The organism is Budvicia aquatica DSM 5075 = ATCC 35567 (assembly GCF_000427805.1).
GTDB classification, from domain to species: Bacteria; Pseudomonadota; Gammaproteobacteria; order Enterobacterales; family Enterobacteriaceae; genus Budvicia; species Budvicia aquatica.
The window spans coordinates 73,078-99,214 of record NZ_ATYS01000020.1; the positions used below are offsets into that span (position 1 = coordinate 73,078).

27 protein-coding genes and 1 rRNA gene are annotated in these 26,137 nt (G+C 44.9%); 15 read left to right on the forward strand and 13 right to left on the reverse strand.

Annotation, left to right across the window (positions count from 1 at the left end; all coding sequences use genetic code 11):
• Positions 1 to 44 precede the first annotated feature (44 nt).
• The 8 genes from YWE_RS0110205 (at position 45) to accA (ending at position 9,282) form a co-directional block, all read left to right on the forward strand.
• Positions 45 to 530, forward strand: coding sequence for an OmpH family outer membrane protein (locus tag YWE_RS0110205; protein WP_029094437.1), 486 nt, complete (start codon positions 45 to 47; stop codon positions 528 to 530).
• 3 nt (positions 531 to 533) lie between these two features.
• A complete protein-coding gene (gene lpxD, locus YWE_RS0110210; RefSeq protein WP_029094438.1) occupies positions 534 to 1,559 on the forward strand; it encodes a UDP-3-O-(3-hydroxymyristoyl)glucosamine N-acyltransferase in 1,026 nt (341 codons plus the stop codon).
• 134 nt (positions 1,560 to 1,693) lie between these two features.
• Positions 1,694 to 2,158 carry a 3-hydroxyacyl-ACP dehydratase FabZ gene (gene fabZ / locus YWE_RS0110215; protein ID WP_193759553.1) on the forward strand — a complete coding sequence of 155 codons (465 nt, stop codon included), beginning with the start codon at positions 1,694 to 1,696 and terminating at the stop codon, positions 2,156 to 2,158.
• Positions 2,159 to 2,162: 4 nt separating this feature from the next.
• Entirely contained in the window at positions 2,163 to 2,951 is a 789-nt protein-coding gene (gene lpxA, locus YWE_RS0110220) for an acyl-ACP--UDP-N-acetylglucosamine O-acyltransferase (RefSeq protein ID WP_029094440.1), read from the forward strand.
• Between the two features lie 3 nt (positions 2,952 to 2,954).
• Positions 2,955 to 4,121, forward strand: coding sequence for a lipid-A-disaccharide synthase (gene lpxB / locus YWE_RS0110225; RefSeq protein WP_029094441.1), 1,167 nt, complete (start codon positions 2,955 to 2,957; stop codon positions 4,119 to 4,121).
• The gene (gene rnhB / locus YWE_RS0110230) at positions 4,118 to 4,753 is read left to right on the forward strand and encodes a ribonuclease HII (RefSeq protein WP_255324707.1); all 636 of its coding nucleotides are present in this window, start codon (positions 4,118 to 4,120) and stop codon (positions 4,751 to 4,753) included. Before lpxB ends, rnhB begins: the two co-directional genes overlap by 4 nt.
• Positions 4,754 to 4,827: 74 nt before the next feature.
• Positions 4,828 to 8,310: a DNA polymerase III subunit alpha gene (gene dnaE / locus YWE_RS0110235; protein ID WP_029094443.1), complete on the forward strand. Its 3,483-nt coding sequence runs from the start codon at positions 4,828 to 4,830 to the stop codon at positions 8,308 to 8,310.
• A 12-nt stretch (positions 8,311 to 8,322) separates the two neighbouring features.
• Complete coding sequence (accA, locus tag YWE_RS0110240; protein WP_029094444.1) at positions 8,323 to 9,282, forward strand: acetyl-CoA carboxylase carboxyl transferase subunit alpha; 960 nt, start codon at positions 8,323 to 8,325, stop codon at positions 9,280 to 9,282.
• A gap of 108 nt (positions 9,283 to 9,390) precedes the next feature.
• On the opposite strand, the gene YWE_RS0110245 is transcribed toward accA, so the two are convergent.
• The 5 genes from YWE_RS0110245 to YWE_RS0110265 form a co-directional block, all read right to left on the reverse strand.
• The gene (locus YWE_RS0110245) at positions 9,391 to 10,158 is read right to left on the reverse strand and encodes a class I SAM-dependent methyltransferase (protein ID WP_029094445.1); all 768 of its coding nucleotides are present in this window, start codon (positions 10,156 to 10,158) and stop codon (positions 9,391 to 9,393) included.
• A gap of 234 nt (positions 10,159 to 10,392) precedes the next feature.
• Positions 10,393 to 11,097, reverse strand: a complete 705-nt coding sequence (locus tag YWE_RS0110250) for a LutC/YkgG family protein (protein WP_051323280.1) — start codon at positions 11,095 to 11,097, stop codon at positions 10,393 to 10,395.
• A gap of 1 nt (position 11,098) precedes the next feature.
• Positions 11,099 to 12,520 carry a LutB/LldF family L-lactate oxidation iron-sulfur protein gene (locus tag YWE_RS0110255; RefSeq protein ID WP_029094447.1) on the reverse strand — a complete coding sequence of 474 codons (1,422 nt, stop codon included), beginning with the start codon at positions 12,518 to 12,520 and terminating at the stop codon, positions 11,099 to 11,101.
• Positions 12,521 to 12,532: 12 nt separating this feature from the next.
• A complete protein-coding gene (locus YWE_RS0110260; protein ID WP_029094448.1) occupies positions 12,533 to 13,252 on the reverse strand; it encodes a (Fe-S)-binding protein in 720 nt (239 codons plus the stop codon).
• A gap of 178 nt (positions 13,253 to 13,430) precedes the next feature.
• A complete protein-coding gene (locus YWE_RS0110265) occupies positions 13,431 to 14,972 on the reverse strand; it encodes an L-lactate permease (RefSeq protein WP_029094449.1) in 1,542 nt (513 codons plus the stop codon).
• A 177-nt stretch (positions 14,973 to 15,149) separates the two neighbouring features.
• Here YWE_RS0110265 and YWE_RS0110270 point away from each other — a divergent pair, with 177 nt between their 5' ends.
• From YWE_RS0110270 to YWE_RS0110280, 3 genes are read left to right on the forward strand one after another with little or no spacing between them, the layout of a single operon-like run.
• Entirely contained in the window at positions 15,150 to 15,545 is a 396-nt protein-coding gene (locus tag YWE_RS0110270; RefSeq protein WP_029094450.1) for a VOC family protein, read from the forward strand.
• Positions 15,546 to 15,569: 24 nt separating this feature from the next.
• Positions 15,570 to 16,910, forward strand: a complete 1,341-nt coding sequence (tilS, locus tag YWE_RS0110275) for a tRNA lysidine(34) synthetase TilS (RefSeq protein ID WP_029094451.1) — start codon at positions 15,570 to 15,572, stop codon at positions 16,908 to 16,910.
• A 42-nt stretch (positions 16,911 to 16,952) separates the two neighbouring features.
• The gene (locus tag YWE_RS0110280) at positions 16,953 to 17,273 is read left to right on the forward strand and encodes a c-type cytochrome (protein WP_029094452.1); all 321 of its coding nucleotides are present in this window, start codon (positions 16,953 to 16,955) and stop codon (positions 17,271 to 17,273) included.
• Between the two features lie 76 nt (positions 17,274 to 17,349).
• On the opposite strand, the gene rof is transcribed toward YWE_RS0110280, so the two are convergent.
• Positions 17,350 to 17,616, reverse strand: coding sequence for a Rho-binding antiterminator (rof, locus tag YWE_RS0110285; protein ID WP_029094453.1), 267 nt, complete (start codon positions 17,614 to 17,616; stop codon positions 17,350 to 17,352).
• Positions 17,603 to 17,803 (reverse strand): YaeP family protein, encoded by a 201-nt coding sequence (locus YWE_RS0110290; RefSeq protein ID WP_029094454.1) that lies wholly within the window; start codon positions 17,801 to 17,803, stop codon positions 17,603 to 17,605. The genes rof and YWE_RS0110290 overlap by 14 nt, the downstream gene beginning before the upstream one ends.
• A gap of 234 nt (positions 17,804 to 18,037) precedes the next feature.
• Here YWE_RS0110290 and YWE_RS0110295 point away from each other — a divergent pair, with 234 nt between their 5' ends.
• Positions 18,038 to 18,586, forward strand: coding sequence for a YaeQ family protein (locus tag YWE_RS0110295; protein WP_029094455.1), 549 nt, complete (start codon positions 18,038 to 18,040; stop codon positions 18,584 to 18,586).
• Between the two features lie 6 nt (positions 18,587 to 18,592).
• Positions 18,593 to 19,006, forward strand: a complete 414-nt coding sequence (arfB, locus tag YWE_RS0110300; RefSeq protein ID WP_029094456.1) for an alternative ribosome rescue aminoacyl-tRNA hydrolase ArfB — start codon at positions 18,593 to 18,595, stop codon at positions 19,004 to 19,006.
• A gap of 61 nt (positions 19,007 to 19,067) precedes the next feature.
• Here arfB and proS read toward each other — a convergent pair whose 3' ends face one another.
• From proS to metN, 6 genes are all read right to left on the reverse strand, one after another.
• Complete coding sequence (gene proS, locus YWE_RS0110305) at positions 19,068 to 20,789, reverse strand: proline--tRNA ligase (protein ID WP_029094457.1); 1,722 nt, start codon at positions 20,787 to 20,789, stop codon at positions 19,068 to 19,070.
• Between the two features lie 168 nt (positions 20,790 to 20,957).
• Entirely contained in the window at positions 20,958 to 21,665 is a 708-nt protein-coding gene (gene tsaA / locus YWE_RS0110310) for a tRNA (N6-threonylcarbamoyladenosine(37)-N6)-methyltransferase TrmO (RefSeq protein WP_029094458.1), read from the reverse strand.
• Positions 21,666 to 22,007, reverse strand: a complete 342-nt coding sequence (gene rcsF, locus YWE_RS0110315; RefSeq protein ID WP_029094459.1) for an Rcs stress response system protein RcsF — start codon at positions 22,005 to 22,007, stop codon at positions 21,666 to 21,668. It lies immediately after the preceding gene.
• Positions 22,008 to 22,177: 170 nt separating this feature from the next.
• Positions 22,178 to 22,993 (reverse strand): MetQ/NlpA family lipoprotein, encoded by an 816-nt coding sequence (locus YWE_RS0110320; RefSeq protein ID WP_029094460.1) that lies wholly within the window; start codon positions 22,991 to 22,993, stop codon positions 22,178 to 22,180.
• Positions 22,994 to 23,050: 57 nt separating this feature from the next.
• Positions 23,051 to 23,707 (reverse strand): methionine ABC transporter permease MetI, encoded by a 657-nt coding sequence (locus YWE_RS0110325; RefSeq protein ID WP_029094461.1) that lies wholly within the window; start codon positions 23,705 to 23,707, stop codon positions 23,051 to 23,053.
• Complete coding sequence (gene metN, locus YWE_RS0110330) at positions 23,700 to 24,731, reverse strand: methionine ABC transporter ATP-binding protein MetN (protein ID WP_029094462.1); 1,032 nt, start codon at positions 24,729 to 24,731, stop codon at positions 23,700 to 23,702. The genes YWE_RS0110325 and metN overlap by 8 nt, the downstream gene beginning before the upstream one ends.
• 213 nt (positions 24,732 to 24,944) lie before the next feature.
• Here metN and gmhB point away from each other — a divergent pair, with 213 nt between their 5' ends.
• Entirely contained in the window at positions 24,945 to 25,514 is a 570-nt protein-coding gene (gmhB, locus tag YWE_RS0110335; protein ID WP_029094463.1) for a D-glycero-beta-D-manno-heptose 1,7-bisphosphate 7-phosphatase, read from the forward strand.
• 381 nt (positions 25,515 to 25,895) lie between these two features.
• Positions 25,896 to 26,137: ribosomal RNA gene (locus YWE_RS0110340) — 16S ribosomal RNA — on the forward strand; the annotation flags it as partial.

The window sequence follows — 26,137 nt, forward strand, 5'->3', positions numbered from 1 at the left end:
AACAAAGTGTTTTACTCAATAGCAATTATAGTAAGGAGTTCAAATTGAAAAAGTGGTTATGTGCTGCAGGTTTAGGTTTAGCTATGGTTGCTTCAGCGGGCGTTCAGGCTGCTGATAAAGTCGCCGTTGTTGACGTCATGAGTATTCTGCAAAAAATGCCTGAGCGTGAAACTATCGCTAAGCAACTGGACACTGAGTTTAAAGCTCGTGCTACAGCTCTACAGAAAGACGAAAAATCAGTTCAAGATAAAGTGAAAAAGCTACAAACCACCGGTGCTTCAATGAAAGCTGCTGACCGTACTAAGCTGGAAGGCGAAATTAAAGCTTTCCAAGAGAAAGCTAATGCTTTCACTCAAGACAGCCGTCGTCGCGAAGCTGAAGAGATGAATAAGTTAGTTGCTAAAGTACAGGCCGCAGTGAAAACTGTAGCGGACAAAGAAGGTTATTCAGTTGTTATTAAAGCTGATGCCGCATTCTATGCTGCAGATGAAAACAACATTACTGAAAAAGTACTGGCGCAGGTTAAATAAGTTATGCACTCCATTCGTTTAGCTGATTTAGCAGAACATTTGGGTGCAGAAGTACACGGTGATGGCAATATTGCCATCACCGGTCTTGCCTCTATGAGTACTGCAAGAAAAGGGCAAATTACCTTTTTGTCTAATAGTCATTACAACGAACAGCTTTTAGCCTGTCAAGCTAGTGCAGTGGTGCTAACCGAAGAGAATCTTCCCTTCTGCCAGCATTTACCCGCGCTAGTCGTGAAAGATCCTTATATTAGCTATGCGCGCATGGCTCAGCTTTTGGATTCAACACCTCAGCCAGCTCAAGGCATTGCGCCAAGTGCTGTGATTGCTGATGATGCTAAATTGGGACAAAATGTTTCAATTGGTGCTAATGCGGTGATCGAAACCGGCGTTGAGCTGGGCGATAATGTTATTATTGGCGCTGGATGTTTTGTTGGCAAAAATGCTCGTATAGGGGCCGGTAGCCGCTTGTGGGCTAACGTCACTGTCTATCACCGAGTTGTAATTGGTACTGAGTGTCTTATTCAGTCAGGTACCGTTATTGGTTCTGATGGCTTTGGCTATGCCAATGAGCGTGGCAACTGGATTAAAATTCCTCAGTTGGGAACGGTAATAATTGGCGATAAAGTAGAGATCGGTGCCAGTACCACAATAGATCGTGGCGCACTTGATGATACTATTATCGGCAATGGTGTGATCATTGATAACCAATGCCAGATTGCGCATAACGTAATAATTGGCGACAATACAGCAATCGCCGGCGGTGTTGTTATGGCCGGTAGCCTGAAGGTCGGTAAATATTGCCAGATAGGCGGCGCTAGCGTTATTAATGGTCATATGGAAATATGCGATAAAGCCGTTATAACTGGAATGGGAATGGTGATGAGACCGATCACTGAGCCGGGAATCTATTCTTCAGGTATTCCTCTTCAGTCGAATAAAGACTGGCGCAAGACAGCCGCTCTCGTGTTGAATATTAATGACATGAGTAAACGACTTAAAGCCGTTGAACGGAAAGTTAATGGGAAATAGTTTGACAAAATTGTATAACAAATAGTCATTAATCCATTGATTTTTATTATTTTATTCGCGGCCTGCCTTCATAGTCTGTAGAGATTTGGAGCAGGCCGCGTTGTTGCTATCATCAGTTTAGTTTAGAAGACAGGATGAGTATTTTGACTACTGACAATCGTACTCTGGATATTGAAGAGATACTGAGTTTATTACCTCATCGTTATCCATTTTTGCTCGTGGATCGGGTTTTGGATTTTGATAAAGGAAAATTTTTACGGGCGGTTAAAAACGTTTCGTTTAATGAGCCTTTCTTTCAGGGACATTTCCCAGGTAAACCAATTTTTCCAGGCGTGTTAATTCTGGAAGCGATGGCGCAGGCTACGGGAATTCTAGCGTTTAAAAGCTTGGGTCAATTAGAGCCGGGTGAGCTGTATTATTTTGCTGCTGTTGATAATGCACGCTTTAAGCGACCTGTTTTACCTGGGGATCAGCTGATTCTTGAGGTTGAATTTATTAAAGAGCGTCGTGGTGTTGCTCGCTTCCGTGGCGTTGCCAAAGTTGATGGTGAAATCGCATGTGAAGCCGATATGATGTGTGCACGACGCCGGGAGTCTTAATATTGTGATTGATAACACCGCCGTTATTCACCCTACAGCCATTGTTGAAGAGGGTGCGATTATTGGAGCCAATGTACATATTGGCCCGTTTTGCTGGATTGGGTCTCAAGTTGAGATTGGTTCAGGCTCAGTACTTAAATCTCATATTGTCGTTAACGGCATTACCAAGATTGGTGCTGATAATCAGATTTATCAGTTTGCCTCGATTGGCGAAGTGAATCAGGATTTGAAATATGCCGGTGAACCCACTCGCGTTGAGATTGGTGATCGCAATCGCATTCGCGAAAGTGTCACTATCCATCGAGGTACAGCACAAGGCGGTGGCTTAACAAAGATCGGCAATGACAATTTGCTGATGATCAATGCGCATATTGCCCATGACTGCAAAATTGGTAACCGTTGTATTCTTGCTAATAATGCGACTCTGGCTGGGCACGTTGAAGCTGATGATTTTGTAATTATCGGCGGTATGACTGCCGTTCATCAGTTCTGCATTATTGGTGCTCACGTGATGGTAGGTGGGTGCTCCGGCGTTGCTCAAGACGTGCCGCCTTATGTTATTGCTCAAGGTAACCATGCAACGCCATTTGGTATTAATATTGAAGGGCTAAAGCGTCGTGGCTTTGAGAAAGAGGCTCTGCACGCTATTCGTAACGCGTATAAATTACTTTATCGCAGTGGTAAAACGTTGGATGAAGCTAAACCAGAAATTGAAGCTCTAGCTAAAGAACATCCGGCTGTTCAGCTATTTGTCGATTTCTTTAATCGCTCCACGCGTGGCATTATCCGTTAAATTATGCAACAGCGCCCCCTTACCATTGGATTAGTCGCCGGAGAAACCTCCGGCGATATTCTAGGAGCCGGACTTATCCGTGCTTTAAAGGCCCAGTATCCTGATGCCCGATTTGTGGGTGTTGCAGGCCCGCTAATGCAGGCTGAAGGCTGTGAAGCCTGGTTTGAAATGGAAGAGCTTGCCGTTATGGGGGTAGTTGAGGTTCTTGGCCGACTATCTCGTTTACTGAAGGTTCGTAGTGAGCTTACCCGCCGCTTTAGTGAATTGAAGCCGGACGTTTTTGTCGGAATAGATGCACCTGACTTCAATATCACCCTTGAAGGGAAGCTCAAGGCCCGTGGTATTAAGACCATTCATTATGTCAGCCCTTCAGTTTGGGCATGGCGTCAGAAACGCGTATTTAAGATTGGCCGTTCAACTAATCTGGTTTTAGCATTCCTACCTTTTGAAAAAGCCTTTTACGATCGGTTTGATGTACCGTGCCGATTTATCGGCCACACCATGGCGGATTCAATGCCATTGAATCCGGATCGTTCTGCGGCCAGAAAAACCTTAGGTATTGCTGATGATGTACACTGCTTGGCTTTATTACCCGGCAGCCGTCATTCAGAAGTAGAAATGCTAAGTGCAGATTTTTTAAAGACAGCGATGTTGCTGCGCCAAACGTATCCTGAGCTTGAAGTGTTAGTCCCTTTGGTTAACGCCAAACGACGCGAACAGTTTGAAAGAATTAAAGCTGAGATCGCGCCGGATTTACATATTCATATGCTTGATGGTCAGGCTCGAAATGCGATGATTGCCAGCGATGCCGCGTTGCTGGCTTCCGGGACTGCAGCGCTTGAATGTATGTTGGCAAAGTGTCCGATGGTCGTAGGCTATCGCATGAAGCCCTTTACTTTTTGGTTGGCCAAACGTCTGATCAAAACGCCGTATGTTTCTTTACCTAACCTGCTGGCAGGCCGTGAGTTAGTCACTGAACTGCTTCAGGATGATTGCACGCCTGATAAGCTTGCAGATGCTTTAAAACCTTTGCTGAATAATGAAAACGATCGTACAAAGGAATTAAAGCAAACCTTCAATCAGTTACACCTCAGCATTCGTTGTGATGCAGATAGACAGGCCGCACAGGCAGTGCTTGAACTGGCCGGATATCCGTATCAGTCGGAATAAATAACCGTAGCAGGTATCGTGTAATGAAAAGTACCGAGATGGAACCTTTTGTGTACCCCATTGCAAGCTGTATTGCTGGCGTTGATGAAGTGGGGCGTGGCCCGTTAGTTGGGGCGGTAGTTACAGCCGCTGTTATTTTGGACCCCGCAAACGTGATTGTCGGGCTGGCTGATTCAAAAAAGCTCAGTGAAAAAAAACGGCTTGCCCTTTACGACGAAATAAAAGAAAAAGCACTTTGCTGGAGTCTGGGCCGGGCTGAGCCGGAAGAGATTGATCAACTGAATATATTACATGCCACGATGCTAGCGATGCAGCGGGCAGTGGCTGGATTAAGCATTCAACCTGATTTAGTTTTAATTGATGGCAATCGCTGCCCTAAGCTACCGATGAAATCCTTAGCGGTAGTGAAAGGCGATAACCGGGTAGCAGAAATTAGCGCGGCATCTATTTTAGCTAAAGTCACTCGGGATCGTGAAATGGAAGAGCTTGACCTGCTGTTTCCTCAATATGGCTTTGCCCAGCATAAAGGCTATCCTACGGCTTTCCATTTAGATAAATTATCACAATTCGGAGCTACTGAGCATTACCGTAAAAGTTTTGCTCCGGTACGTCGGGCCTTGGGGCTAGAATAAGAGCCTGTCAGATATTTACTGCGCAGGCGTTTGCTTGAATCACAAATTTTATAACCTGATTGCTGGTGTTTTATATGGCTGAACCTCGTTTTATTCATCTGCGTATCCATAGTGACTATTCCATGATTGATGGACTGGCCAAAACGGGTGCATTGGTGAAAAAAGTGGCTGCACTGGGTATGCCGGCAATGGCAATCACTGATTTTACCAATCTATGTGGCTTGGTTAAATTTTATGGTTCCGCTCACGGTGCCGGCGTTAAGCCGATTATTGGTGCAGATTTTCGCATGCAGAGTGAAACTCTGGGTGATGAGCTGACTGAAATTACCGTGCTGGCGGCCAATAACGAAGGCTATCAAAACCTGACGCTGCTTATTTCTCGGGCCTATCAACGAGGATATGTACAAGGCGGGCCTGTTATCGATCGTGACTGGCTGGTCGAACATAAGAATGGCATTATTTTATTATCCGGCGGTAGATTTGGTGATTTAGGTCAATCATTGATGCGCGGCAACCAACCTATCGTTGAGGAATGCCTGCAGTTTTACCGCGAACATTTTCCTGATAATTATTATCTGGAGCTGGTCAGAACAGGGCGGGATGAGGAAGAGATCTATCTTCATGCTGCGGTAGAGTTTTCAACCCGTGAAAACCTGCCGGTTGTTGCCACTAATGATGTGAAATTTATTAGTGAATCAGATTTTGATGCCCATGAGATTCGGGTGGCAATACATGACGGCTTTACCCTGGACGACCCTAAACGACCTAAAAAATACAGTGCTCAGCAATACATGCGCAGTGAAGAGGAGATGTGTGAGCTATTTGCTGACATTCCTGAGGCGCTGATTAATAGCGTAGAGATTGCTAAACGTTGTAATGTTACTATCCGTTTGGGTGAGTATTTCCTGCCTCAGTTCCCTACCGGTGATATGACCACCGAAGATTTCTTGGTTGCCTGCTCTAAAGAGGGGCTGGAAAAGCGCCTCGAGTTTTTATTTCCGGATCCTGACGTCAGGCTTAAAAAACGCTCGGAATATGATGAGCGTCTGGATATTGAGCTTGGGGTTATCAACCAGATGGGGTTCCCCGGCTACTTCCTGATCGTTATGGAATTTATTCAATGGTCGAAAGATAACGACGTGCCCGTGGGGCCGGGGCGAGGTTCCGGTGCAGGTTCTCTGGTTGCCTATGCTTTGGGTATTACCGACCTTGACCCGTTAGAATTTGACCTGCTGTTCGAACGCTTCTTAAATCCTGAACGCGTATCTATGCCCGACTTCGACGTTGACTTCTGTATGGAGAAACGCGATCGGGTTATTGAACATGTCTCTGAAATGTACGGGCGTGATGCGGTATCTCAGATTATTACCTTTGGTACCATGGCGGCTAAGGCGGTTATTCGCGATGTTGGTCGGGTCCTTGGTCATCCGTACGGGTTCGTTGACCGCATATCTAAATTAATCCCTATGGATCCCGGTATGACGCTGGAAAAAGCGTTTGCCGCAGAGCCTCAACTACCCGAGCTTTATGAAGCTGATGAAGAAGTCAGAGCGCTGATTGATATGGCTCGCCAGTTGGAAGGCGTCACCCGCAATGCCGGTAAACACGCCGGTGGTGTGGTGATCTCCCCGACTAAGATTACTGACTTTGCGCCACTTTATTGTGACCCGGAAGGTCAGTTCCCTGTTACCCAGTTTGATAAAAATGACGTTGAATATGCCGGGCTGGTGAAGTTTGACTTCCTCGGTTTGCGGACATTAACCATTATTGACTGGGCATTGGGCATGATTAATGCTCGCCGGGCTAAGACTGGTCTGGAACCGATCGATATTGCCGCTATTCCGCTGGAAGATAAAAAGAGCTTTGATATGCTCCAGCGGTCCGAAACCACCGCCGTATTCCAGCTTGAATCCCGTGGTATGAAGGATCTGATTAAGCGTCTAAAACCTGACTGCTTTGAAGATATGATCGCTCTGGTGGCTCTCTTCCGCCCGGGGCCGCTGCAGTCGGGCATGGTAGATAACTTCATCGACCGTAAACACGGTCGGGAAGAACTTTCATATCCGGATATCCAATGGCAGCACGAATCGCTGAAGCCGGTCCTTGAACCTACTTATGGCATTATCCTGTACCAAGAACAGGTTATGCAGATAGCTCAGGTTCTTGCCGGTTATACCTTGGGCGGTGCAGATATGCTGCGTCGCGCCATGGGTAAGAAAAAGCCAGAAGAGATGGCTAAACAGCGATCTGTGTTTAAAGAGGGCGCTGAACGCATGGGCATCGACGGAGAACTGTCGATGAAAATCTTTGACCTGGTGGAAAAATTTGCCGGTTATGGTTTTAACAAATCCCACTCAGCGGCCTATGCTTTAGTTTCATATCAAACTTTATGGTTGAAGGCACATTATCCGGCCGAGTTTATGGCAGCGGTAATGACCGCCGATATGGACAATACTGAGAAAGTGGTCGGCCTGGTCGATGAATGCCTGCGCATGGGGCTAAAAGTATTACCACCAGACATTAATAGCGGACTGTACCATTTCCACGTCAACGATGACGGTGAAATTGTTTACGGCATCGGTGCAATTAAAGGCGTTGGCGAAGGCCCGATAGAAGCTATAATTGAAGCACGTAATCAGGGCGGCTATTTTAGAGAGCTGTTCGACCTGTGTGCCCGTTCTGATACTAAACGCTTGAATAAACGGGTATTAGAAAAACTAATTATGGCCGGTGCTTTTGACCGGTTAGGTCCGCATCGGGCCGCGCTAATGAGCACATTGCCTGAAGCTCTGAAGGCTGCCGATCAGCATGCGAAGGCAGAAGCCCTTGGTCAGGCCGATATGTTTGGCGTATTAGCAGAAGAACCTGAGCATGTTGAGAAAGCCTATGCTAATGTAGCGCCGTGGCCAGAACAGGTAATTTTAGACGGTGAGCGTGAAACGCTGGGACTCTATCTTACCGGTCACCCGATTACTCAATATTTAAAAGAGCTGGAACGCTATACTGGCGGTCTGCGTCTTAAAGATATGCACCCGACAGAGCGCGGAAAAACCATTATCGCAGTAGGTTTAGTGGTAGCCGCCAAAATAATGACCACCAAACGTGGTAACAGAATTGGGATCTGTACGCTGGATGACCGTTCCGGTCGCCTTGAAGTCATGTTATTCTCTGAGGCACTTGATAAGTATCAGCACCTGTTGGAAAAAGATCGGATCCTGATAGCGACAGGACAGGTCAGCTTTGATGATTTTACCGGCGGACTTAAAATGATGGTCCGCGAATTAATGGACATCAGTGAAGCGCGGGAAAAATATGCCCGTGGGCTTGCTATATCATTAACTGATAGGCAAATTGATGACCAGCTTTTAAACCGTCTTCGTGAATCGTTGGAACCCCATCGTTCGGGGACGATTCCAGTGCACTTGTATTACCAGCGTGAAGATGCCCGGGCAAGGCTTAGATTCGGCGCAGCATGGCGTGTAACGCCTGCCGATAGCTTGCTGATTGAACTGCGTAAGATTGTTGGTAATACCCAGGTTGAATTGGAATTTGACTAAAATAGGAATGCTATGAGTCTGAATTTTCTTGATTTTGAACAGCCGATTGCTGAATTAGAAGCGAAGATTGATTCGCTAACCGCAATCAGTCTTCAAGACGAAAAATTGGATATTAACCTCGATGAAGAGGTTAAGCGTCTACGTGAGAAAAGTCTTGAACTGACCAACAAAATCTTCTCTGAACTAGGGGCTTGGCAAATTGCACAGCTTGCGCGTCATCCCCGTAGACCGTATACCCTGGACTACATTGAGCATATCTTCACCGATTTCAATGAATTAGCAGGTGACCGTGCCTATGCTGATGATAAAGCGATCGTTGGTGGTATTGCCCGCCTCGATGGCCGCCCGGTTATGATTATTGGCCATCAAAAAGGCCGTGAGACCAAAGAAAAGGTCCGCCGCAATTTTGGTATGCCAGCACCTGAAGGCTATCGTAAAGCTTTACGTCTGATGGAAATGGCTGAGCGTTTTAATATGCCAATCATTACCTTTATTGATACTCCGGGAGCTTATCCTGGCGTTGGCGCTGAAGAACGCGGTCAGTCAGAGGCTATCGCGCGTAACCTGCGTGAAATGTCACGTCTTAAAGTTCCGACTATTTGTACTGTCGTGGGCGAAGGCGGTTCCGGTGGTGCTTTAGCCATTGGCGTTGGTGATAAAGTTAATATGCTGCAATACAGTACTTATTCGGTCATCTCTCCGGAAGGCTGTGCTTCTATTCTTTGGAAGAGTGCAGACAAAGCCCCGCTGGCAGCAGAAGCGATGGGCATTATTGCCCCTAGGCTGAAAGAGCTGAAGCTGATTGATTCTGTGATTCCTGAACCATTGGGGGGCGCTCACCGTAATCCGGTTGAAATGGCAGCCTCATTAAAGGCCAGACTGATTGCCGATCTTAATGAGCTGGATGAGTTAGAATTATCATCATTATTAGACCGTCGTTACCAGCGACTAATGAATTACGGCTACTGTTAATCGATCTACTTTTGTTTGATAAAAACGCCCGAGCTAGCATGCTGCGGGCGTTTTGTTTTTGGTGATATTAAGAATATCCGGCAATGGCGACCGCTCTAAATTGACGATCTATTTGTGTCCAACCAACATCGCAATATCCGTTGAGAATGTGCCATCGGAGCCAATACGGAAATACTCTTTCACTTCTGAAGAAACCTCTTGTTGGTATGCCCGAATTGCATCGATGTAATGTTGAGGTGTACGCATTCTCTGAGTCCAGCTGACAAATTCTAACTGTAAATGGTCAGTGGTTATTTCATCAATTTTTAAGCCAGCCTCATTACAAAAACGGCTCCATTCGGAAATACTGTAATCTCTGACGTGTGAACGGTCTCTCAAAGCCTCAACGGTTTGAAGATAAATATCTAATACCGGATTTCCCGGTGAAACGACATCCATTAACACGATTTTTCCGCCCGGTTTTAACACTCTGCTGGCTTCGCATATGGCTAAACTGACGTTATGCCAGTGGTGGGCTGAATAACGACTGATAACAATGTCAAAGCTGGCTGAACCAAACGGGAGCGATTCGGCAATACCACAAGTGGTCTGGATATTGGTCAGGTTACGATCTTTGGCCCCTTGCTGTACGGCATTGAGCATTTCTGTACTCAGATCGTAAGATGTGACGCTGCTGACAGATGATGCGACGGCAAAACTGGCGTGTCCTGCCCCGCATCCTATATCCAGAACGTGAGCACTCGATTGATTGCTCATCAGGCGGGCTAGCTTTTGCAGGTCGGATCCCTGAGAGTGGACGGTACTGGTTAAATAAGCATTAGCCTGTTCACCAAATTGTTGTTCAACCAGCGAGTGATGAGTGTTTTTCTCTGACATTGCCGTTTATCCATTTGTGATTGTGAGACAGGTAATCAGTATGTTTGAGCAAAATAAAAATGTATATACCCGCTAATGCTTCAAAGATATAGATATCTCTACCTTTGGCGGTTATTTGCTCTCAATGCTGCCCGAATTATTGGGGATATAGGCAGATGATAAAATGATTAGATGAAATGATTATGAAATGATAGCAGGGCAACTAAGCCCCGCTTGATACCACAATAATATCGATTAGCAGTCTTCCAGCACCACGTATGCGGCATGGACCGGACCATGAACACCAAACACTTTGATTAGCTCAATATCAGCCGTCGAACTCGGGCCGCCGATCAGGTTAATACAGGATGGCATACGTTCGCCGGCTTCAGCCATTTGATGCAGGCGCTGTGCTATTTGTGCGACCCGCGGCAGAATCGTACTTTTGCGCAGAATAAAGATTGAGGTTTCAGGTAACAGGCTTACCGAACGTCCCCGTTCTGGCGCAGAAAACAGCACTACGCCACCAGACTCAGTCAGGCCTGCTTCAGCATAAACAATACCCACCTTGGCTTTTTCCGCCATAAGGATATTGTGTTTGCCCTGTGCAGGATCCCATTCATAAGCATCATATTGTTCTTTCAGAGCCTGATTCACACCCAGCTCTTTTAAGCGTTGATCTCCGCTGGTCACAACCGGGGCACCGCCGTAATCTTCGCATAGAGCGATGATATCGGTAAGCAGCGTCTCAGGACGACTAATCACGCACTTCACTTTCTGAGTGCTGGCGAAATCAAGAAACTCCTGACAGAGCTCATCCAGACTTTTTTCCGTCAGACGAGTTTGCGGATAGGTGTTAACTGGTTTTGAATCAGCGGCAGGAACCTTACGCATTTCACGGCCTAACTGACTGGCAATCTCATTGAGAAATGAGGTGCGGTTTTGTTCATTCATCAACATATTATTTTTTTCCTTCCGCTTTATGATGTTTAAACCAACTGCGAAAACCTTCTCCATCCGGTGCTGGTAAATCACGGGCTTCGGTCCAGTCTTCAAGAACGCTAATTTTTAGCGGAACTTTGCCATCTTTGATCATCCAGTTCGCCATTTTTGCTCCCATAGTCATACCGACTTTCCATAAGGCAGGGTGAGCATTAGCGTAGTTGAATAAGCGGGTAAACCGCTGCTCAGCTTTTGGTGTCAGACCGGTTTCAGCCATAACCTGACGATGTTTTAGAATGAGCTGTGCCAGCGGGATCTTCACCGGACAAACGACATTACAGGCGTTACACAGTGAGCAAGCATAAGGAAGATCGTGGAAGTCTTGGTAGCCACCCAGTAATGGAGAAATTACCGCGCCAATTGGGCCCGGATATATTGAGCCATAGCCATGTCCGCCGATTTGACGATACGCCGGGCAAGTATTCAGACAGGCTCCACAGCGAATGCAGCGTAATACATCGCTAAATTCAGAACCTAAGATCTTTGAACGACCGTTATCAACGATGACTAAGTGGAACTCTTCCGGCCCGTCAACGTGACCTTCTTCTCTTGGACCTGTTAACCAAGTATTGTAACTGGTTAAACGGGTACCAACAGCGCTACGGCAAAGTAAGGTAATCAGTACATCAACCTCTTCGAAGGTTGGAGCTATACGCTCCATGCCCATTACGGCGATATGGGTTTTTGGCAGTGTAGTGGCCATTCTGAGGTTACCCTCGTTAGTTACCAGACAGATACTGCCTGTTTCAGCTACGGCAAAGTTACATCCGCTAATGCCAATATCGGCTTCAAGAAAATCTTTACGAATTCTCTCGCGGATAAACAATGTCATGGCTTCAGGTGTTTCAGAACCTTCATAGCCAAGCTTCTCTTTGAGTACCTTTTGAATCTGATAACGATCTTTATGGATTGCCGGCACGACAATGTGCGAAGGTGGATCGTTGTCGACTTGAAGAATGTACTCTCCAAGATCGGTTTCAACCACTTCGATACCTTCCGCCTGAAGTACGTGGTTTAAACCGATTTCTTCTGTCACCATCGATTTAGACTTAACGATCTTTTTTGCCTGCTTCTGTTTTGCAATATCGCGAATGTAGTCAGTCGCATCTTCTTTTGTGCGGGCAAAATAGACGTGTCCGCCATTTTGAGTCACTTTTTCAGATAATTGATATAAGTAGGCGTCTAAGTTTTCAAGTACGTGATTACGAATTTGTTCAGCACGATCGCGCCAGTCTTCCCAATTACCTAGTTCATTTACCATTATTTGACGATTGGCCCCGATTCGCTCCTGAGCCATGGCAACCGCTTTGCGCATTATGGTATCTTCCATTTCGGCTTTAATGCGCGGTTTAAAATCGATATTGCTGGTTTTCATCGACATGTGAATATCTCCTTAGCGGCTCATTAATACTTCAGCAATATGCATCACCTTGACCGGGCGCTTTTCTCGCGTCAGGCGTCCGCTGATATTAATCAGGCAACTGGTATCAGCACCAATAACGAAATCAGGAACGACATCCATAATGTGTTCAACTTTTTCTTTGACCATCTCTCCTGATATTTCAGACATTTTGACGGAGAATGTTCCGCCAAATCCGCAGCAGGTTTCTTGGTTGACAATAGGCAGCAGTTCTAATCCTTCGACGTTGCGCAGCAATGTTAAGGGCTCTTCGACCACGCCCAGTTTGCGAGACAGGCTGCATGAGGGGTGGTAAACCGCTTTACCCGGTAATCGGGCTCCAACGTTAACAATCCCCATGGTATGAACAATAAAAGTAGTGAGATCCTGCATCCGGTCAGCTACGGCTTTTGCTCTGGCGGCCCACTCGGGTTCATCGGCCAGATAAGCGGGATAACTTTTAATCGCATAGGTACAGGAACCCGCAGGGGAGACTATCGGGTAGTCGTTTTCTTCGAAGGTGGTGATGAGTGACTTCATTGCCGGTTTGGCATCTTTTACATAGCCACTATTGATTGCCGGTTGTCCGCAACATCCCTGACGTTCAAGAAAAATGACGTCGCAGCCCAATTTCTCTAGTAGTAACACGCTATCTCGTGCCATGTTAGCCTTCAGTGCATCACCGATACAGGTGACGTAGAAATTTACTTTCATCGTTTGCTCCAGAATGTCGTTAATGCATCTGTTTAATGTTCTGATGACCTGAAACAGATAACTTATCTACTTCATTAAATAAGTTATTACCCACATTATTGCTATTGTTTTCATGGATAATCGGAATTATCAGGCCATGACAAAAGCGCGTGGCCTGATAGAATCCGATTGATTTGTATTATGAATAAAATAAGTAGTAAATTGTACCGATTTTTAGGCCAAGAATAATAATATAAATCGCACAATATTTGAGTGTGCCGGACATAATGGCACTACCCTGACCATCCATTTTGGTGGCTGATACTGCAATGGCGATACTCTGAGGTGAAATCATCTTGCCGCCGGTAGCACCTGCAGTATTGGCCGCAGCCAGTAAGATAGGATCAATATTCAACTGTGCGGCAGCGCTGGTCTGTAGCTTGCCAAAAAGTACGTTGGAGTTAGTATCACTGCCGGTTACAAAGGTACCCAAAGCGCCGATAACCGGTGCGATGAAAATGTATCCTGTACCGGTCATATTCACCAAGGTATTGGCGATATCACCGATCATGCCGCTAGTATCCATTACGGTCGCCATGGCAACGATAGCCGTAATGGCAATAATGGAATTTTTAAGCTGAACGACCGTGCTCCAGAGCACAGAAACCATATTTGAGAAGCGGGCTCCCTGAATGAATCCGCCAATAAATGTCGCAATAATGATAAGTACGCCCGGCGTACTGAGCCATTCAACCTTAAGCTTCAGAATTTGACTATCGTTTAAAGCAAAGGGAATAACGCTAGAGAATTGACCTGCTGCGTTTTTAAGCGCAGGAAACAGCGGTGAACACAGCAGAATGAACAGGAATGTCAGCAGATAAATAGCACCCGCGCGAAACAGTTCTGCGCCTGAATAATTGTGCTGTACTTGCTCTTTATTCTCGCTTCCTTGAGCAGATTTAGTCAGGCGTTTAGCCAAAAATATAGTGACTAATAAACTCACCAGGCTACCCGCAAAGGCGGGTAATTCAGCACCTAAATAAGTAGCAACAAAGTATTGAGGAATTAAGGTACTGATACCACACATTAAAGTGATAAAGAATACCCCTTTAATCGCTTTGATGCCGTTACCGGCAATGGCGACGATAACAAACGGTAGTATGATGTTAAACAGAGATAGCTGGATGATAATCATACTGCTGAGTTCACGCACCGGCAGACCAGTTTGCTCCGCCAGGATGGAAACAGGAATACCCACAGCACCAAATGCAGTCGGTACCGTATTCGCGACTAATGATGCTATTGCCGCTTTTAACGGGTTAAATCCAAGGGCAATCAGAATACCGATTGGAATTGCTACAGCTGTACCGTAACCTGCGGCCGCCTCAAGGAAACCACCAAAACACCAAGATATCAGCAGAACCTGAATACGCTTATCATCACTGATGCTGGCTAGGACGTTTTTTAGCACTTCCATACTGCCGGTTTTTAACATCAGGTTGTAGCTATAAATGGCGCCTAAGATAACGATGATGATAGGCCATAAGCCTTTAGAAGCACCGTAAAGCGTCGACATTGAGAGGTTTTGTAGCGGTGTTTCCCAGAAGATGCCGGCAATTAATAAAGTTATAATCAGAGAGATTATAACTGCATAATGTATAGGCGTTTTAATCTTAAGAATCATAATAATTAGGGCTATAAGTGGAATAATCCCTAAAAGAAAGGAAACATACTCTGACATGGCTCGTCCTTTTTGGCTTCGTGTATTAATTTAGCCGCAGATTCTAGGTGCTACTCCTTTATTATTCAGTGAGCTGAATCGAGTTAACTAGAAATATACCGATAATTGATTATTGTATGATGAATTGTTAATTCTTTGATTTAACTTATTATAGTTATATTTTTAGGTGGGTTCCAAATGCTAAATATTGATAAAATGCATCATATAGCCGTGATTTGCTCTGATTATTCAAAAAGTAAGGACTTTTATTGTCATACATTAGGCTTTTCTTTAATGGCTGAATACTATCGAGCAGAGCGTGGATCCTGGAAGGCTGACTTAGCGCTAAACGGGCAGTACATGATTGAGTTGTTTTCATTTCCATCACCGCCGGAGAGAGTTAGCCGACCTGAAGCCTGTGGATTAAGACATTTGGCATTCAGCGTTCAGGACTTAGAGCTCGCAATCACTCAGCTAAATAAAGATGGCGTTGAGTGCGAGGACATCCGGATAGATCCTTACACTGGAAAACGGTTTACTTTTTTTAGCGATCCTGATGGACTACCGCTAGAACTTTATGAGCAGAGCTTGTAATCAGTATTCTGTGGAAAAATGACAATGGCTGGTGATGTGATAATAGATCAGGTAGCAGAAAAGTTAAGATACGATTCCCGTATTTTAGTCGCTTTTAGCGGTGGTGTTGATTCCTCCGTACTTTTACATGCTTTGGTAAGCCTTCGTCACCACTCTCGACCTGACCTGCTGGTGCGGGCGGTTTATGTGCATCATGGTTTAAGTCACTATGCTGACCAGTGGGCAGAACACTGCCAGACTCAATGTAAACTCTGGCAAATTGATTTACAAATTGTGTATGTTCAGGTTGATGCTTCGGTTACCGGAATAGAAGCCGCGGCCAGAGAAGCGCGCTATCAGGCTATTCACTCTTTATTATCCGATGATGAAATATTAGTCACCGCCCAACATCAGGATGACCAGTGTGAAACTTTCTTTCTGGCTCTCAAGCGGGGTAGCGGCCCTGCCGGATTGTCTGCTATGCCTGAACGAATGTCTTTTTTTGACCATCAACAGGTTCGTCCGCTGCTTAATATTACCCGTGCTGAGATAGAGCACTATGCTGAATCAAATAGTCTGAGCTGGATTGAAGATGACAGCAATCAGGATGACCGGTTCGATCGTAATTTTTTGCGATTACGCGTGCTGCCTGAAATTTCACGCCGCTGGCCTCAGTTCCCACAAATGGTTTCTCGCAGTGCGGAATTGTGTGCAGAACAGGAAGCTTTGCTGGATGAGTTACTTACGCCGGTACTGGAAGGTATGATTAAGCCTGATGGGGCGATTAATATCTCAGCTTTAGCTCAAGTATCCGTTATTCAGCGCCGGGCTTTATTACGTCGCTGGTTTCGTTATCACCAGGTTATGATGCCTTCGCGCAGTCAGCTAGATAAGATATGGCTTGACGTTGCACTCAGTAAACCGGACGCTGAACCTCAGTTTCAATTGGGCAGTAGTCAAATTCGCCGTTATCGGGAAAACCTTTATTTATTACCATCGATGCAAAATATTGGGTCGATAAACCTGTCATGGGATGGCTGCGAGCCTTTAGAACTACCCGATAATCTTGGCCAATTAATTATTTCACATGATAAAGGTGTGGCTATAGTGTCACCTGAAAACAATCAATGTGTTAGCATTCGCTTTACTGCGCCGGGTGCAGACATCATTCGCATTGTTGGGCGTGAACATTCCAGAACGTTAAAAAAATTATGGCAAGAATTATCCGTTCCGCCGTGGCAACGGCAGCGGATTCCTTTGGTTTATTACGGGCAAACGTTGATTGCCGCCATTGGTTTTTTTGTTACTGCTGAAGGAAGTCCTAAAGAAGAACGACCAGTTTGGCGTATTTGTTGGACGGATTCTCAAGGCAACGCATTAAATTAACTTATTGAACAATAAACAATGTCGTTACAGGAGTAAAAAACAATGAAAAAAACACTACTACTATTATCCGCATCATTACTGATTAACTTTTCTGTTTATGCAGCCGGCGATATTGACGCTGGTAAAAGTAAATCGGCTAAATGCGTAGCTTGTCATGGTATGAACGGGAAAGTATCAATTCCTACATATCCGCACCTTGCCGGGCAGAATGAGGTCTATTTAGATTACTCAATGCACGCGTATAAAAAAGGGGAGCGTACCGGAAATATGGCTAATATTNTGAGCGTTTATGTGCAAAAACTATCCGATCAAGATATTGCTGACTTAGCGGCTTACTACGCAAGTTTAGGCGATAAGCAATAAGTTAGCAGAATAGGGTTGGTAGGGGCTTTGCAGGGAATAAAGTATACGGGCAGAGAATCTGCCCGTATCAAAAGGCTTAGTCGGCAAGACTAATCTCAATTTTGCCGATTGTCGGATGGCTGAAATAGGCAATGTTATCAAGCCGTAGCTCTTGTTGCGCGCCATCGATTTCAACAATCAGATACTCAACCTGTTTTCTTAATAATAAGTCACAAGCTTTAGCCTCTAACTTCTCACCACCCCTAAGCTTAATGGCCAGAACTAAATGGTGTTGGCAAGCGAGCTCTAAATTATCATAGTCATCACAGTTTATGGGTTGGTACTCTTTTTCAGTCATCACCATAATCACTCACCAATAAATTAGCAGCAGCATAAGCCGCTTGTTCCCTAACTGCAGATGAGAGCGTTTCATTAGCCGCAATCTCATCTAATGTTTTTAATACACACCCTAATGCATCGGATACATATCCAAGATCGCCGCTGGCTATTTCCGCATATTTACGCCGAACAAGTTCGCTGTATTTTTGCACTCAGTCCTCCTTTGCAGCCAATCTCATATTACGGAGCTTTATCAAGCAACGTTTTCATTAATGCCTGAGCTACTCTACATTAATTACAGCGCTGACTATAGCATAGTTGTTATTTTTTATATCAGCTACTTGGCCTCATTTATAGAAAGCGGTTGCTCGGGTTATCGTCGCGCTAGCCCGCTGAATTCTGTACACTATCGTTCATTCAAATTCCTTCATTTTGGCAAACTCTTTATGGCGTTAAAAGCAACAATACTTAAAGCAACGGTAAATGTTGCCGATATGGACCGGCAGGTATTTCTGGATACGGTGCTGACTGTCGCGCAACACCCGTCAGAAACGGAACAACGTATGATGTTGCGCTTGCTGGCATGGATTTGCCATGCTGATGAACGTTTGATTTTCACTAAAGGTTTAAGTGCAGATGATGAACCTGAAATTTGGCGGCACAACGATCATAATGGTATTGAACTGTGGGTTGAAATGGGATTACCCGATGAAAAGCGATTAAGAAAAGCGTGTCATCAGTCTAAGCAAGTTGTTTTGTATGCATACAATGACCGTGCTGGCAGAGTGTGGTGGCAGCAGAATAAAGAAAAGCTCAGTGGCCATAAAAACCTGACGGTACTATTTTTAGATGACGTTCAGTTAAAACAGTTGGCTTCAATGAGCGCACGAAATATGCAGTTACAGGCGACTATTCAGGACGGAATTATTTGGCTTTCTGATAATCAGACCAATTTTGAACTGCAGTTTGAGCCGTGGCAAACCGTTGGTGAGTAATTAATTATGTTAGTTGTTTCTGCCGGAGTCTCAATTCCGGATGACGAAATTATTTTGACGGCTATCCGTGCTCAGGGGGCGGGTGGTCAGCACGTAAATAAATCATCAACGGCAATTCATCTGCGTTTTGATATTCGAGGTTCTAGCCTGCCTGAATTTTATCAACAACGGCTATTGGCTTTTACTCATCATCTGATTACCAGCGATGGCGTTGTTATCATCAAGGCTCAGGAATATCGCAGTCAGGAACTAAATCGTGAAGCCGCATTGGCTCGCCTGGTGGCGTTAATTCAAGACGCGACTCGTTTCCAAAAGGCCCGAAAAGCAACGGCGCCGAGTAAAAATGCCAAAAGAAAACGCTTGGACAGTAAAAACAGGCGGGGTGAAACAAAAACGTTGCGTGGCAAAGTTAGTTATTAAGTTCCAAATAGAAAACCCCGCCGTTGCGGGGTTTTTGCTATCAAGCTAAGCCAATTTGCTATTAGCTGCGACCTAATTGAGATAGTAAGAAAGAGACGATCTCGTCGGCTTTAATCATCTCTTTATCCGTACTACGGCGATGCTTATATTCCATCTCATCGTTATCCAGATTACGGTCACCGATAACAACGGTATGTGGAATACCGATCAGTTCCATATCGGCAAACATCACACCCGGGCGCTCTTTACGGTCGTCAAATAATACATCAACGCCTTTTGAACGCAGTGTCTGATAAAGCTGCTCGGCAACCTCTTGCACGCGGAAAGATTTATGCATGTTCATTGGTACGATAACCACTTCAAACGGTGCAATAGCGTCAGGCCAGATGATTCCGCGATCGTCATGATTCTGTTCAATAGATGCGGCAACCACGCGAGTGACCCCGATACCATAACAGCCCATAGTCATCAGTTGGTTACGTCCGTCCTCACCTTGAACGGTTGCTTTCATTGCTTCCGAATACTTAGTGCCTAGCTGGAATATATGGCCAACTTCAATACCGCGTTTGATGAGTAGGGTACCTTTACCATCAGGGCTTGGGTCGCCTTTTACAACATTGCGAATATCAGCAATGGTTGGAATTGCAAGATCGCGCTCCCAGTTGATACCGAAGTAGTGCTTTCCATCAATGTTTGCACCAGCACCAAAATCACTCATTGCCGCCACAGAACGGTCAATCACTAATGGGATGGATAAATTTACCGGACCTAATGACCCCGGTCCCGCACCGACGGCCGCCCGAATTTCGTCTTCAGTAGCGAAGGTTAATGGGCTCGCCACCTGCGGTAAATTCTGAGCTTTAACTTCATTTAGTTCATGATCGCCACGAACTAACAGGGCAATCAGCTTATGCCCGGTTTCTTCAGCCGCGTGAACCATCAGTGTTTTAACCGTTTTTTCAACGGATAAATTGAACTGTTCAACCAGTTCAGCAATAGTTTTTGCATTTGGTGTGTCAACCAGTCGTAGCTCTTCAGTACCTGCGGCACGAGAACCTGCTGGCGCAATGGCCTCTGCCAACTCGATATTAGCGGCATAGCCTGAATCAGTAGAAAATACGATATCGTCTTCACCGCTTTCTGCTAAAACCTGAAACTCATGGGAAGAACTTCCGCCAATAGAGCCGGTATCAGCCAGCACCGGACGGAAATCCAGACCTATGCGGGTGAAAATCTTACTGTAGGCATCATACATTTTGTCGTAAGTCTGCTGCAGAGACTCTTGTGTAGTATGAAATGAATAAGCATCTTTCATGATGAATTCACGTGAACGCATTACGCCAAAACGCGGGCGAACTTCATCCCGGAATTTGGTCTGAATTTGATAAAAGTTTAACGGTAACTGCTTGTAGGAGTTAATTTCGTTACGCACTAAATCAGTAATAACTTCTTCATGCGTCGGGCCTAAAACAAACGGGCGTTCACCGCGGTCAACAAAGCGTAACAGTTCAGGGCCATATTGTTCCCAACGGCCGCTTTCCTGCCATAAGTCTGCAGGCTGAACGACCGGCATTGACACTTCAATTGCTCCGGCATCGTTCATCTCTTCACGAACGATTTTAGCGACTTTATTCAGAACTCGCAGGCCGGTTGGCAGCCAAGTGTATAGGCCTGAGGCCAGCTTGCGAATCATACCAGCGCGTAGCATTAGCTGGTGGCTAATGACTTCAGCATCTGCGGGTGTCTCTTTTAATGTTGAGAGCAAGTATTGACTAGTACGCATGATATAGAGCTTCCAATTAAACTGCTGATAACAGTGGCTTCGCACTATTGGTGAATCAGCGAGATACAATCAACGCTAACAAAACCAAAAGGGGTATATGCCTAATTTTATTAAAGTGGCTTAGTGTATCAGCGACGACACTTAGCCAAAAGAGAGGATCGGGAATTTCTAACGTTTATCTATAGCAATAACGTCAGTTTGGCCATTCTCAACCCGCCAGCGAACGTTGAATTCGGATAGGTGTACGGCAAATTCTCTGCTTTGTTGTTCGCCTTTTCGATATGCCGGGCGTGGATCCTGAGCTAAAACTTGTGTAATAAAGCGACGCAAATTAGGGTGATTGCGAACTTCCTGTAGTAACCTTTGTTCTGCCTCAATGGTGAAATTGACAGGCATGTCGGCCAAAGGGATATCCTGTGCAAATCCGGCCCGTGCATCTGGAATATTTTCTACAAAAGGCAGATAGGGTTTGATATCCACAACGGGAGTGCCATCCACTAGATCCAGACTTCCCAGTTCTAAAACTATTTCTGAACCTTGTTGCCGAATACCTTTCAATTCAATCAGAGACATGCCGATTGGATTCGGCCGAAATGTAGAACGGGTTGCAAATACGCCAACTCTGGCATTTCCACCTAACCTTGGCGGTCGTACCGTCGGGTGCCAGCCACCATTTTGAGTCTGATGAAAAATAAACAGTACCCAGATATGGCTGAATTGCTCAAGACCGCGAACGGCTTCAGCCTGATTGTAGGGGGGTAATAAGCGTAATTCCCCGCAGCCGTCGGCAACAAGCCCCGGCTGACGGGGTACGGCAAACTTCTCTTTATAAGGAGAATGGATAATACCGATAGGCTCGATACTTAATGCAGTCATTTAGAACGCAACGCTTAATGCGGTACCTTCACATATGGCCGCTCGGTGACAGCCAGGTACGCTGGTCATCAGTTCACAGCGGTTAAGTAATACGGCATTAGCGCCCTGAAATGCTGCTCTTCTTTGCATGTTTAAGGTGGCAGCTGGAATGCTAGGAGGGGCATCCTGTGAAGTAAACTGACAAGAGTCACCTGAAACCTGACCTAATTCTTTAAATTTTACGCCAGAGAGCTCCGCGTCAGTTCTATATAACATCACGGATTCTAATTCAGAATTTGAAGTGCCTGATTGAGCGCAACCACCAAGAAGAAGGGCAAACAGACAGAGGCTGAGGATTCGCATTGATATATCCTTTAATAAAAATAATATTGCACGTGGAAACGTGTTTTTTGGGAAGTTCAAAATAAGTAGTAAGTATAAGTTAACTATAAACGGACTCATAGAAAAAGGCAGATAATAATTATCTGCCTTTTTAGCTAAGTTGGAATAATCACGACTTATTAGAAGGACTATTACCAGCCTTTAATTGCGCCACCTTTAAATTCTTGGTCTGCGGCTTTGAATACTTCGTCAGACTGAAACGCCTGAAGAAATTTCTTCACGTTTTCTGAGTCTTTGTTGTCTTCACGAGAAACAATGATGTTTACATAAGGAGAATCTTTATCTTCAACAAAAATGCCATCTTTAGTTGGCGTTAAGCCAATCTGACTTGAATAAGCCGTGTTAATAATGGCTAAAGTTATCTGATTGTCATCTAAAGCACGAGGTAGTTGTGGTGCCTCTAACTCAACGATTTTGAAGTTTCTTGGATTCTCAATAATATCCAGCGGTGTTGGCATCAAGCCCACGCCTTCTTTTAACTTAATTAGGCCTTGTTTTTGCAGTAACAGCAGTGAGCGACCAAGGTTAGTTGGATCGTTTGGTACTGCAATCTGTGCACCGTCTTTTAACTCATCCAGAGATTTGATTTTCTTTGAATAAGCAGCAATAGGATAAACAAAGGTATTACCCACAACGGCTAGTTTATAGCCACGTTCTTTGATCTGTTGATCTAAATATGGCTTATGTTGGAAGGCGTTTAAATCGATATCGCCCTTATTTAAGGCTTCGTTAGGTAATACATAATCGTTGAAAGAGACTAGCTCAACGTCCAATCCATATTTATCTTTGGCGATTTGTTTAGCCACTTCGGCAACTTTTAGTTCAGCGCCGACGATAACGCCAACTTTAATTTGGTTAGCGCTTTTTTCTTCCTGCCCGCATCCTGCCAGCGCGAGAGAACCAATAAGAGCACTAACCGCGGCAAAGGTTTTAAACTTAATTAACATATTTTTCTCTCTATTATCAGTACGCTGCAAGCAGCACAATTATCTTTATCAAAACAGTTATTTATGAGTAACGGCTTTGACCAAACGATCCCCACAGAACTGAATTAAATAAACCAGTATAATTAATAGCACAAGTACTGTGTTCATGACGGTTGCATCATATCGAACGTAACCATATTGGTAGCCGAGTTGGCCTAAGCCGCCGGCACTTACTGTACTTCCTACGATTGCCGAATAGCCAACAAGTGTAATCAAGGTAATTGACGCACTGTTGATTAAGCCGGGCAATGATTCAGGTAATAATACCTTATAGATAATCTGTAATGGCGTTGCTCCCATAGAGCGGGCAGCCTCAATAAGGCCAGTAGAGATTTCTAAAAGGGTATTTTCTACCATTCGGGCAATAAAAGGCGCGGCACCAATACTTAGCGGTACTAACGCGGCTTTTAATCCGATAAATGTGCCCATAATAAGATCGGTAAATGGGATCATCCACACTATTAAAATAATAAATGGTAAAGAACGGAACACGTTAACCACCGCAGACATTGAGCGATAAATAGTCGGGTTATCTAATATTTGTCCCGGCCTTGTGACATATAGCAGCACGCCCGCAGGTAAGCCAATAAGAAAACCAAAAAAGCCAGAAGCAAAAGCCATGACAATGGTTTCCCACGTTGATTTAGCCATCAACAGCATCATTGCTTCAGACATAACCTAATACCTCAACTTTTACATGGTGTTCTTGGAGAAACTGAATAGCCGCGATGGTTTCTTCATGGGTTCCGTGGATTTCAGTCAACATAACACCAAATTTTACGCCGCCGGCATAATCCATCTGGGCACTGATGATGTTGTTATTAATGTTATAGCGACGGGACACTTCAGATAGCAATGGTGCATCAACCGATTGGCCGGTAAATTCTAAGCGTAAAAGTGGATGAGTATTCTCTTTTTGTTCCGGATTGAGCCTATTGGAATAATCCTCTGGAATATCCAGATGCAGCGTCGCTTGAATAAATTGTTGGGCCAGCGGGGTTTTGGGGTGCGAGAACATTGCACTCACGCTGTCTTGTTCAATTAATCGACCATCGCTGATAACCGCCACCTGATCGCAAATGCGTTTTACCACGTCCATCTCGTGGGTAATTAATAAAATAGTCAGGCCTAAGCGGCGATTAATATCTTTAAGTAATTCTAATATTGAACGTGTAGTTGCCGGATCTAAAGCACTGGTAGCTTCGTCACATAATAAAACTTTAGGGTTATTCGCCAGCGCTCGGGCAATTGCAACCCGTTGTTTTTGGCCGCCGGATAGATTGGCCGGATAGGCGTCATGCTTATCACTTAAGCCAACTAAATCGAGTAATTCTTTAACCCGCTGTTGTCTGTCTGCAGCAGGAACCCCACCTAATTCTAGAGGTAAAGCAACATTACCAAATACGGTGCGACAAGATAATAGATTAAAATGTTGGAATATCATGCCCATCTGACGGCGTGCTTTGGTTAATTCATTTGAAGAAAGCGCGGTTAAATCTTTATTGTCGACTAAAACTTGGCCTGAAGTTGGGCGTTCAAGCAGATTTACGCAACGAATAAGCGTACTCTTTCCTGCACCGGAAGCACCGATGACGCCGTATATTTGTCCGGCAGGAACATGCAGAGACACGTCAGAAAGAGCCGTGATGGTCTGGTTCTTTTGCTGGAATATTTTTGTAATATTCTGAAGTTTAATCATTATTTTCTTATGCTATGCGTTTGCAGTGGCTATCTTTTATTGCAAAGAGTCACTGATATCAATAAACAGAACTTAGCTAAAGCCAAGTGATTAGATGGATGCTAAGGCGTCTAGACGTCTAAGTCAATCGGATTTTGGATCTATCGAAACGTTCTTTCTATGAGTAGAATAGTGCGATACTAGGAATCACCCGCAGCCATCAGGAGTATATTTGTGGCGAATCTTGTACCAGCGATCTTTCTTGACCGCGACGGCACCATTAATGTTGATCATGGTTATGTTCATGAGATCGACCAATTTCAGTTTATTGACGGCGTAATCGATGCCTGTATTGAGTTAAAGGCAATGGGTTTCGCATTAGTGCTTGTGACCAACCAGTCAGGAATTGCCAGAGGTAAATTTACTGAAAAACAATTCATGATATTAACTGAGTGGATGGACTGGTCTTTAGCCGATCGTAATGTTGATCTCGACGGTATCTATTATTGTCCTCATCACCCTGAAGGTGAAGTTGAACCGTTTAATCAAGTATGTGATTGCCGTAAGCCTCAGCCCGGAATGTTTTTATCGGCAAAAGAAGAATTGAACATCGATATGGCCGCCTCTTATATGGTTGGTGATAAAGTTGAAGATATGCAAGCAGCTATTAATGCAGGTGTTGGCTATAAAGTTTTAGTTAAAACCGGAAAGCCGATTACTGCTGAAGGTGAAGCGTTGGCAGATAAGGTACTCGATAGTCTGGCCGCATTGCCAAAAGCGATAAAATCCGGCGAGTTCAACTGATGATTTTTCTTGAATATTAAATATTGAGAAAAAATTTCATTTAAACCTTGCTATCCAGTTGAATATCCCTATAATGCGCCTCCACTGACACGGCAAACAGCCGCGCAGACCGAGATGTGGGTGAATAAATCTGAGATTTAACACTTGACTCTCTAACGGGTTAGCGTATTATTCGCAGCCCGTGTTGCAGGAAGTTTTCTCCCTACAACACCGCTCTTTAACAATTTATCAGACAATCTGTGTGGGCACTCACAAGACGGTATCATAGCCACCTCGGTGGCAAAAAATATACTAAGTCTTAAAAGAGTGACCAAGCAGTAATTCATTTGTAATTTATTACAGAAGTGTTATTACGAAAGTAATCTTTGAGCATCAAGCTTTTAATTGAAGAGTTTGATCATGGCTCAGATTGAACGCTGGCGGCAGGCCTAACACATGCAAGTCGAGCGGCAGCGGAAAGTAGCTTGCTACTTTGCCGGCGAGCGGCGGACGGGTGAGTAATGTCTGGGGATCTGCCTGATGGAGGGGGATAACTACTGGAAACGGTAGCTAATACCGCGTAACGTCGAAAGACCAAAGCGGGGGACCTTCGGGCCTCGCGCCATCAGATGAACCCAGATGGG

What these genes read in the sequence shown, in the direction of transcription:
- lpxD (WP_029094438.1), top strand. Translation starts at nt 534, where the DNA reads ATGCACTCCATTCGTTTAGCTGATTTAGCAGAACATTTGGGTGCAGAA.
- fabZ (WP_193759553.1), top strand. Translation starts at nt 1,694, where the DNA reads ATGAGTATTTTGACTACTGACAATCGTACTCTGGATATTGAAGAGATA.
- lpxB (WP_029094441.1), top strand. Translation starts at nt 2,955, where the DNA reads ATGCAACAGCGCCCCCTTACCATTGGATTAGTCGCCGGAGAAACCTCC.
- dnaE (WP_029094443.1), top strand. Translation starts at nt 4,828, where the DNA reads ATGGCTGAACCTCGTTTTATTCATCTGCGTATCCATAGTGACTATTCC.
- accA (WP_029094444.1), top strand. Translation starts at nt 8,323, where the DNA reads ATGAGTCTGAATTTTCTTGATTTTGAACAGCCGATTGCTGAATTAGAA.
- YWE_RS0110245 (WP_029094445.1), bottom strand. Translation starts at nt 10,158, where the DNA reads ATGTCAGAGAAAAACACTCATCACTCGCTGGTTGAACAACAATTTGGT.
- YWE_RS0110250 (WP_051323280.1), bottom strand. Translation starts at nt 11,097, where the DNA reads ATGTTGATGAATGAACAAAACCGCACCTCATTTCTCAATGAGATTGCC.
- YWE_RS0110255 (WP_029094447.1), bottom strand. Translation starts at nt 12,520, where the DNA reads ATGTCGATGAAAACCAGCAATATCGATTTTAAACCGCGCATTAAAGCC.
- YWE_RS0110260 (WP_029094448.1), bottom strand. Translation starts at nt 13,252, where the DNA reads ATGAAAGTAAATTTCTACGTCACCTGTATCGGTGATGCACTGAAGGCT.
- YWE_RS0110265 (WP_029094449.1), bottom strand. Translation starts at nt 14,972, where the DNA reads ATGTCAGAGTATGTTTCCTTTCTTTTAGGGATTATTCCACTTATAGCC.
- YWE_RS0110270 (WP_029094450.1), top strand. Translation starts at nt 15,150, where the DNA reads ATGCTAAATATTGATAAAATGCATCATATAGCCGTGATTTGCTCTGAT.
- tilS (WP_029094451.1), top strand. Translation starts at nt 15,570, where the DNA reads ATGGCTGGTGATGTGATAATAGATCAGGTAGCAGAAAAGTTAAGATAC.
- rof (WP_029094453.1), bottom strand. Translation starts at nt 17,616, where the DNA reads ATGGTGATGACTGAAAAAGAGTACCAACCCATAAACTGTGATGACTAT.
- YWE_RS0110295 (WP_029094455.1), top strand. Translation starts at nt 18,038, where the DNA reads ATGGCGTTAAAAGCAACAATACTTAAAGCAACGGTAAATGTTGCCGAT.
- arfB (WP_029094456.1), top strand. Translation starts at nt 18,593, where the DNA reads ATGTTAGTTGTTTCTGCCGGAGTCTCAATTCCGGATGACGAAATTATT.
- proS (WP_029094457.1), bottom strand. Translation starts at nt 20,789, where the DNA reads ATGCGTACTAGTCAATACTTGCTCTCAACATTAAAAGAGACACCCGCA.
- tsaA (WP_029094458.1), bottom strand. Translation starts at nt 21,665, where the DNA reads ATGACTGCATTAAGTATCGAGCCTATCGGTATTATCCATTCTCCTTAT.
- rcsF (WP_029094459.1), bottom strand. Translation starts at nt 22,007, where the DNA reads ATGCGAATCCTCAGCCTCTGTCTGTTTGCCCTTCTTCTTGGTGGTTGC.
- YWE_RS0110320 (WP_029094460.1), bottom strand. Translation starts at nt 22,993, where the DNA reads ATGTTAATTAAGTTTAAAACCTTTGCCGCGGTTAGTGCTCTTATTGGT.
- YWE_RS0110325 (WP_029094461.1), bottom strand. Translation starts at nt 23,707, where the DNA reads ATGTCTGAAGCAATGATGCTGTTGATGGCTAAATCAACGTGGGAAACC.
- metN (WP_029094462.1), bottom strand. Translation starts at nt 24,731, where the DNA reads ATGATTAAACTTCAGAATATTACAAAAATATTCCAGCAAAAGAACCAG.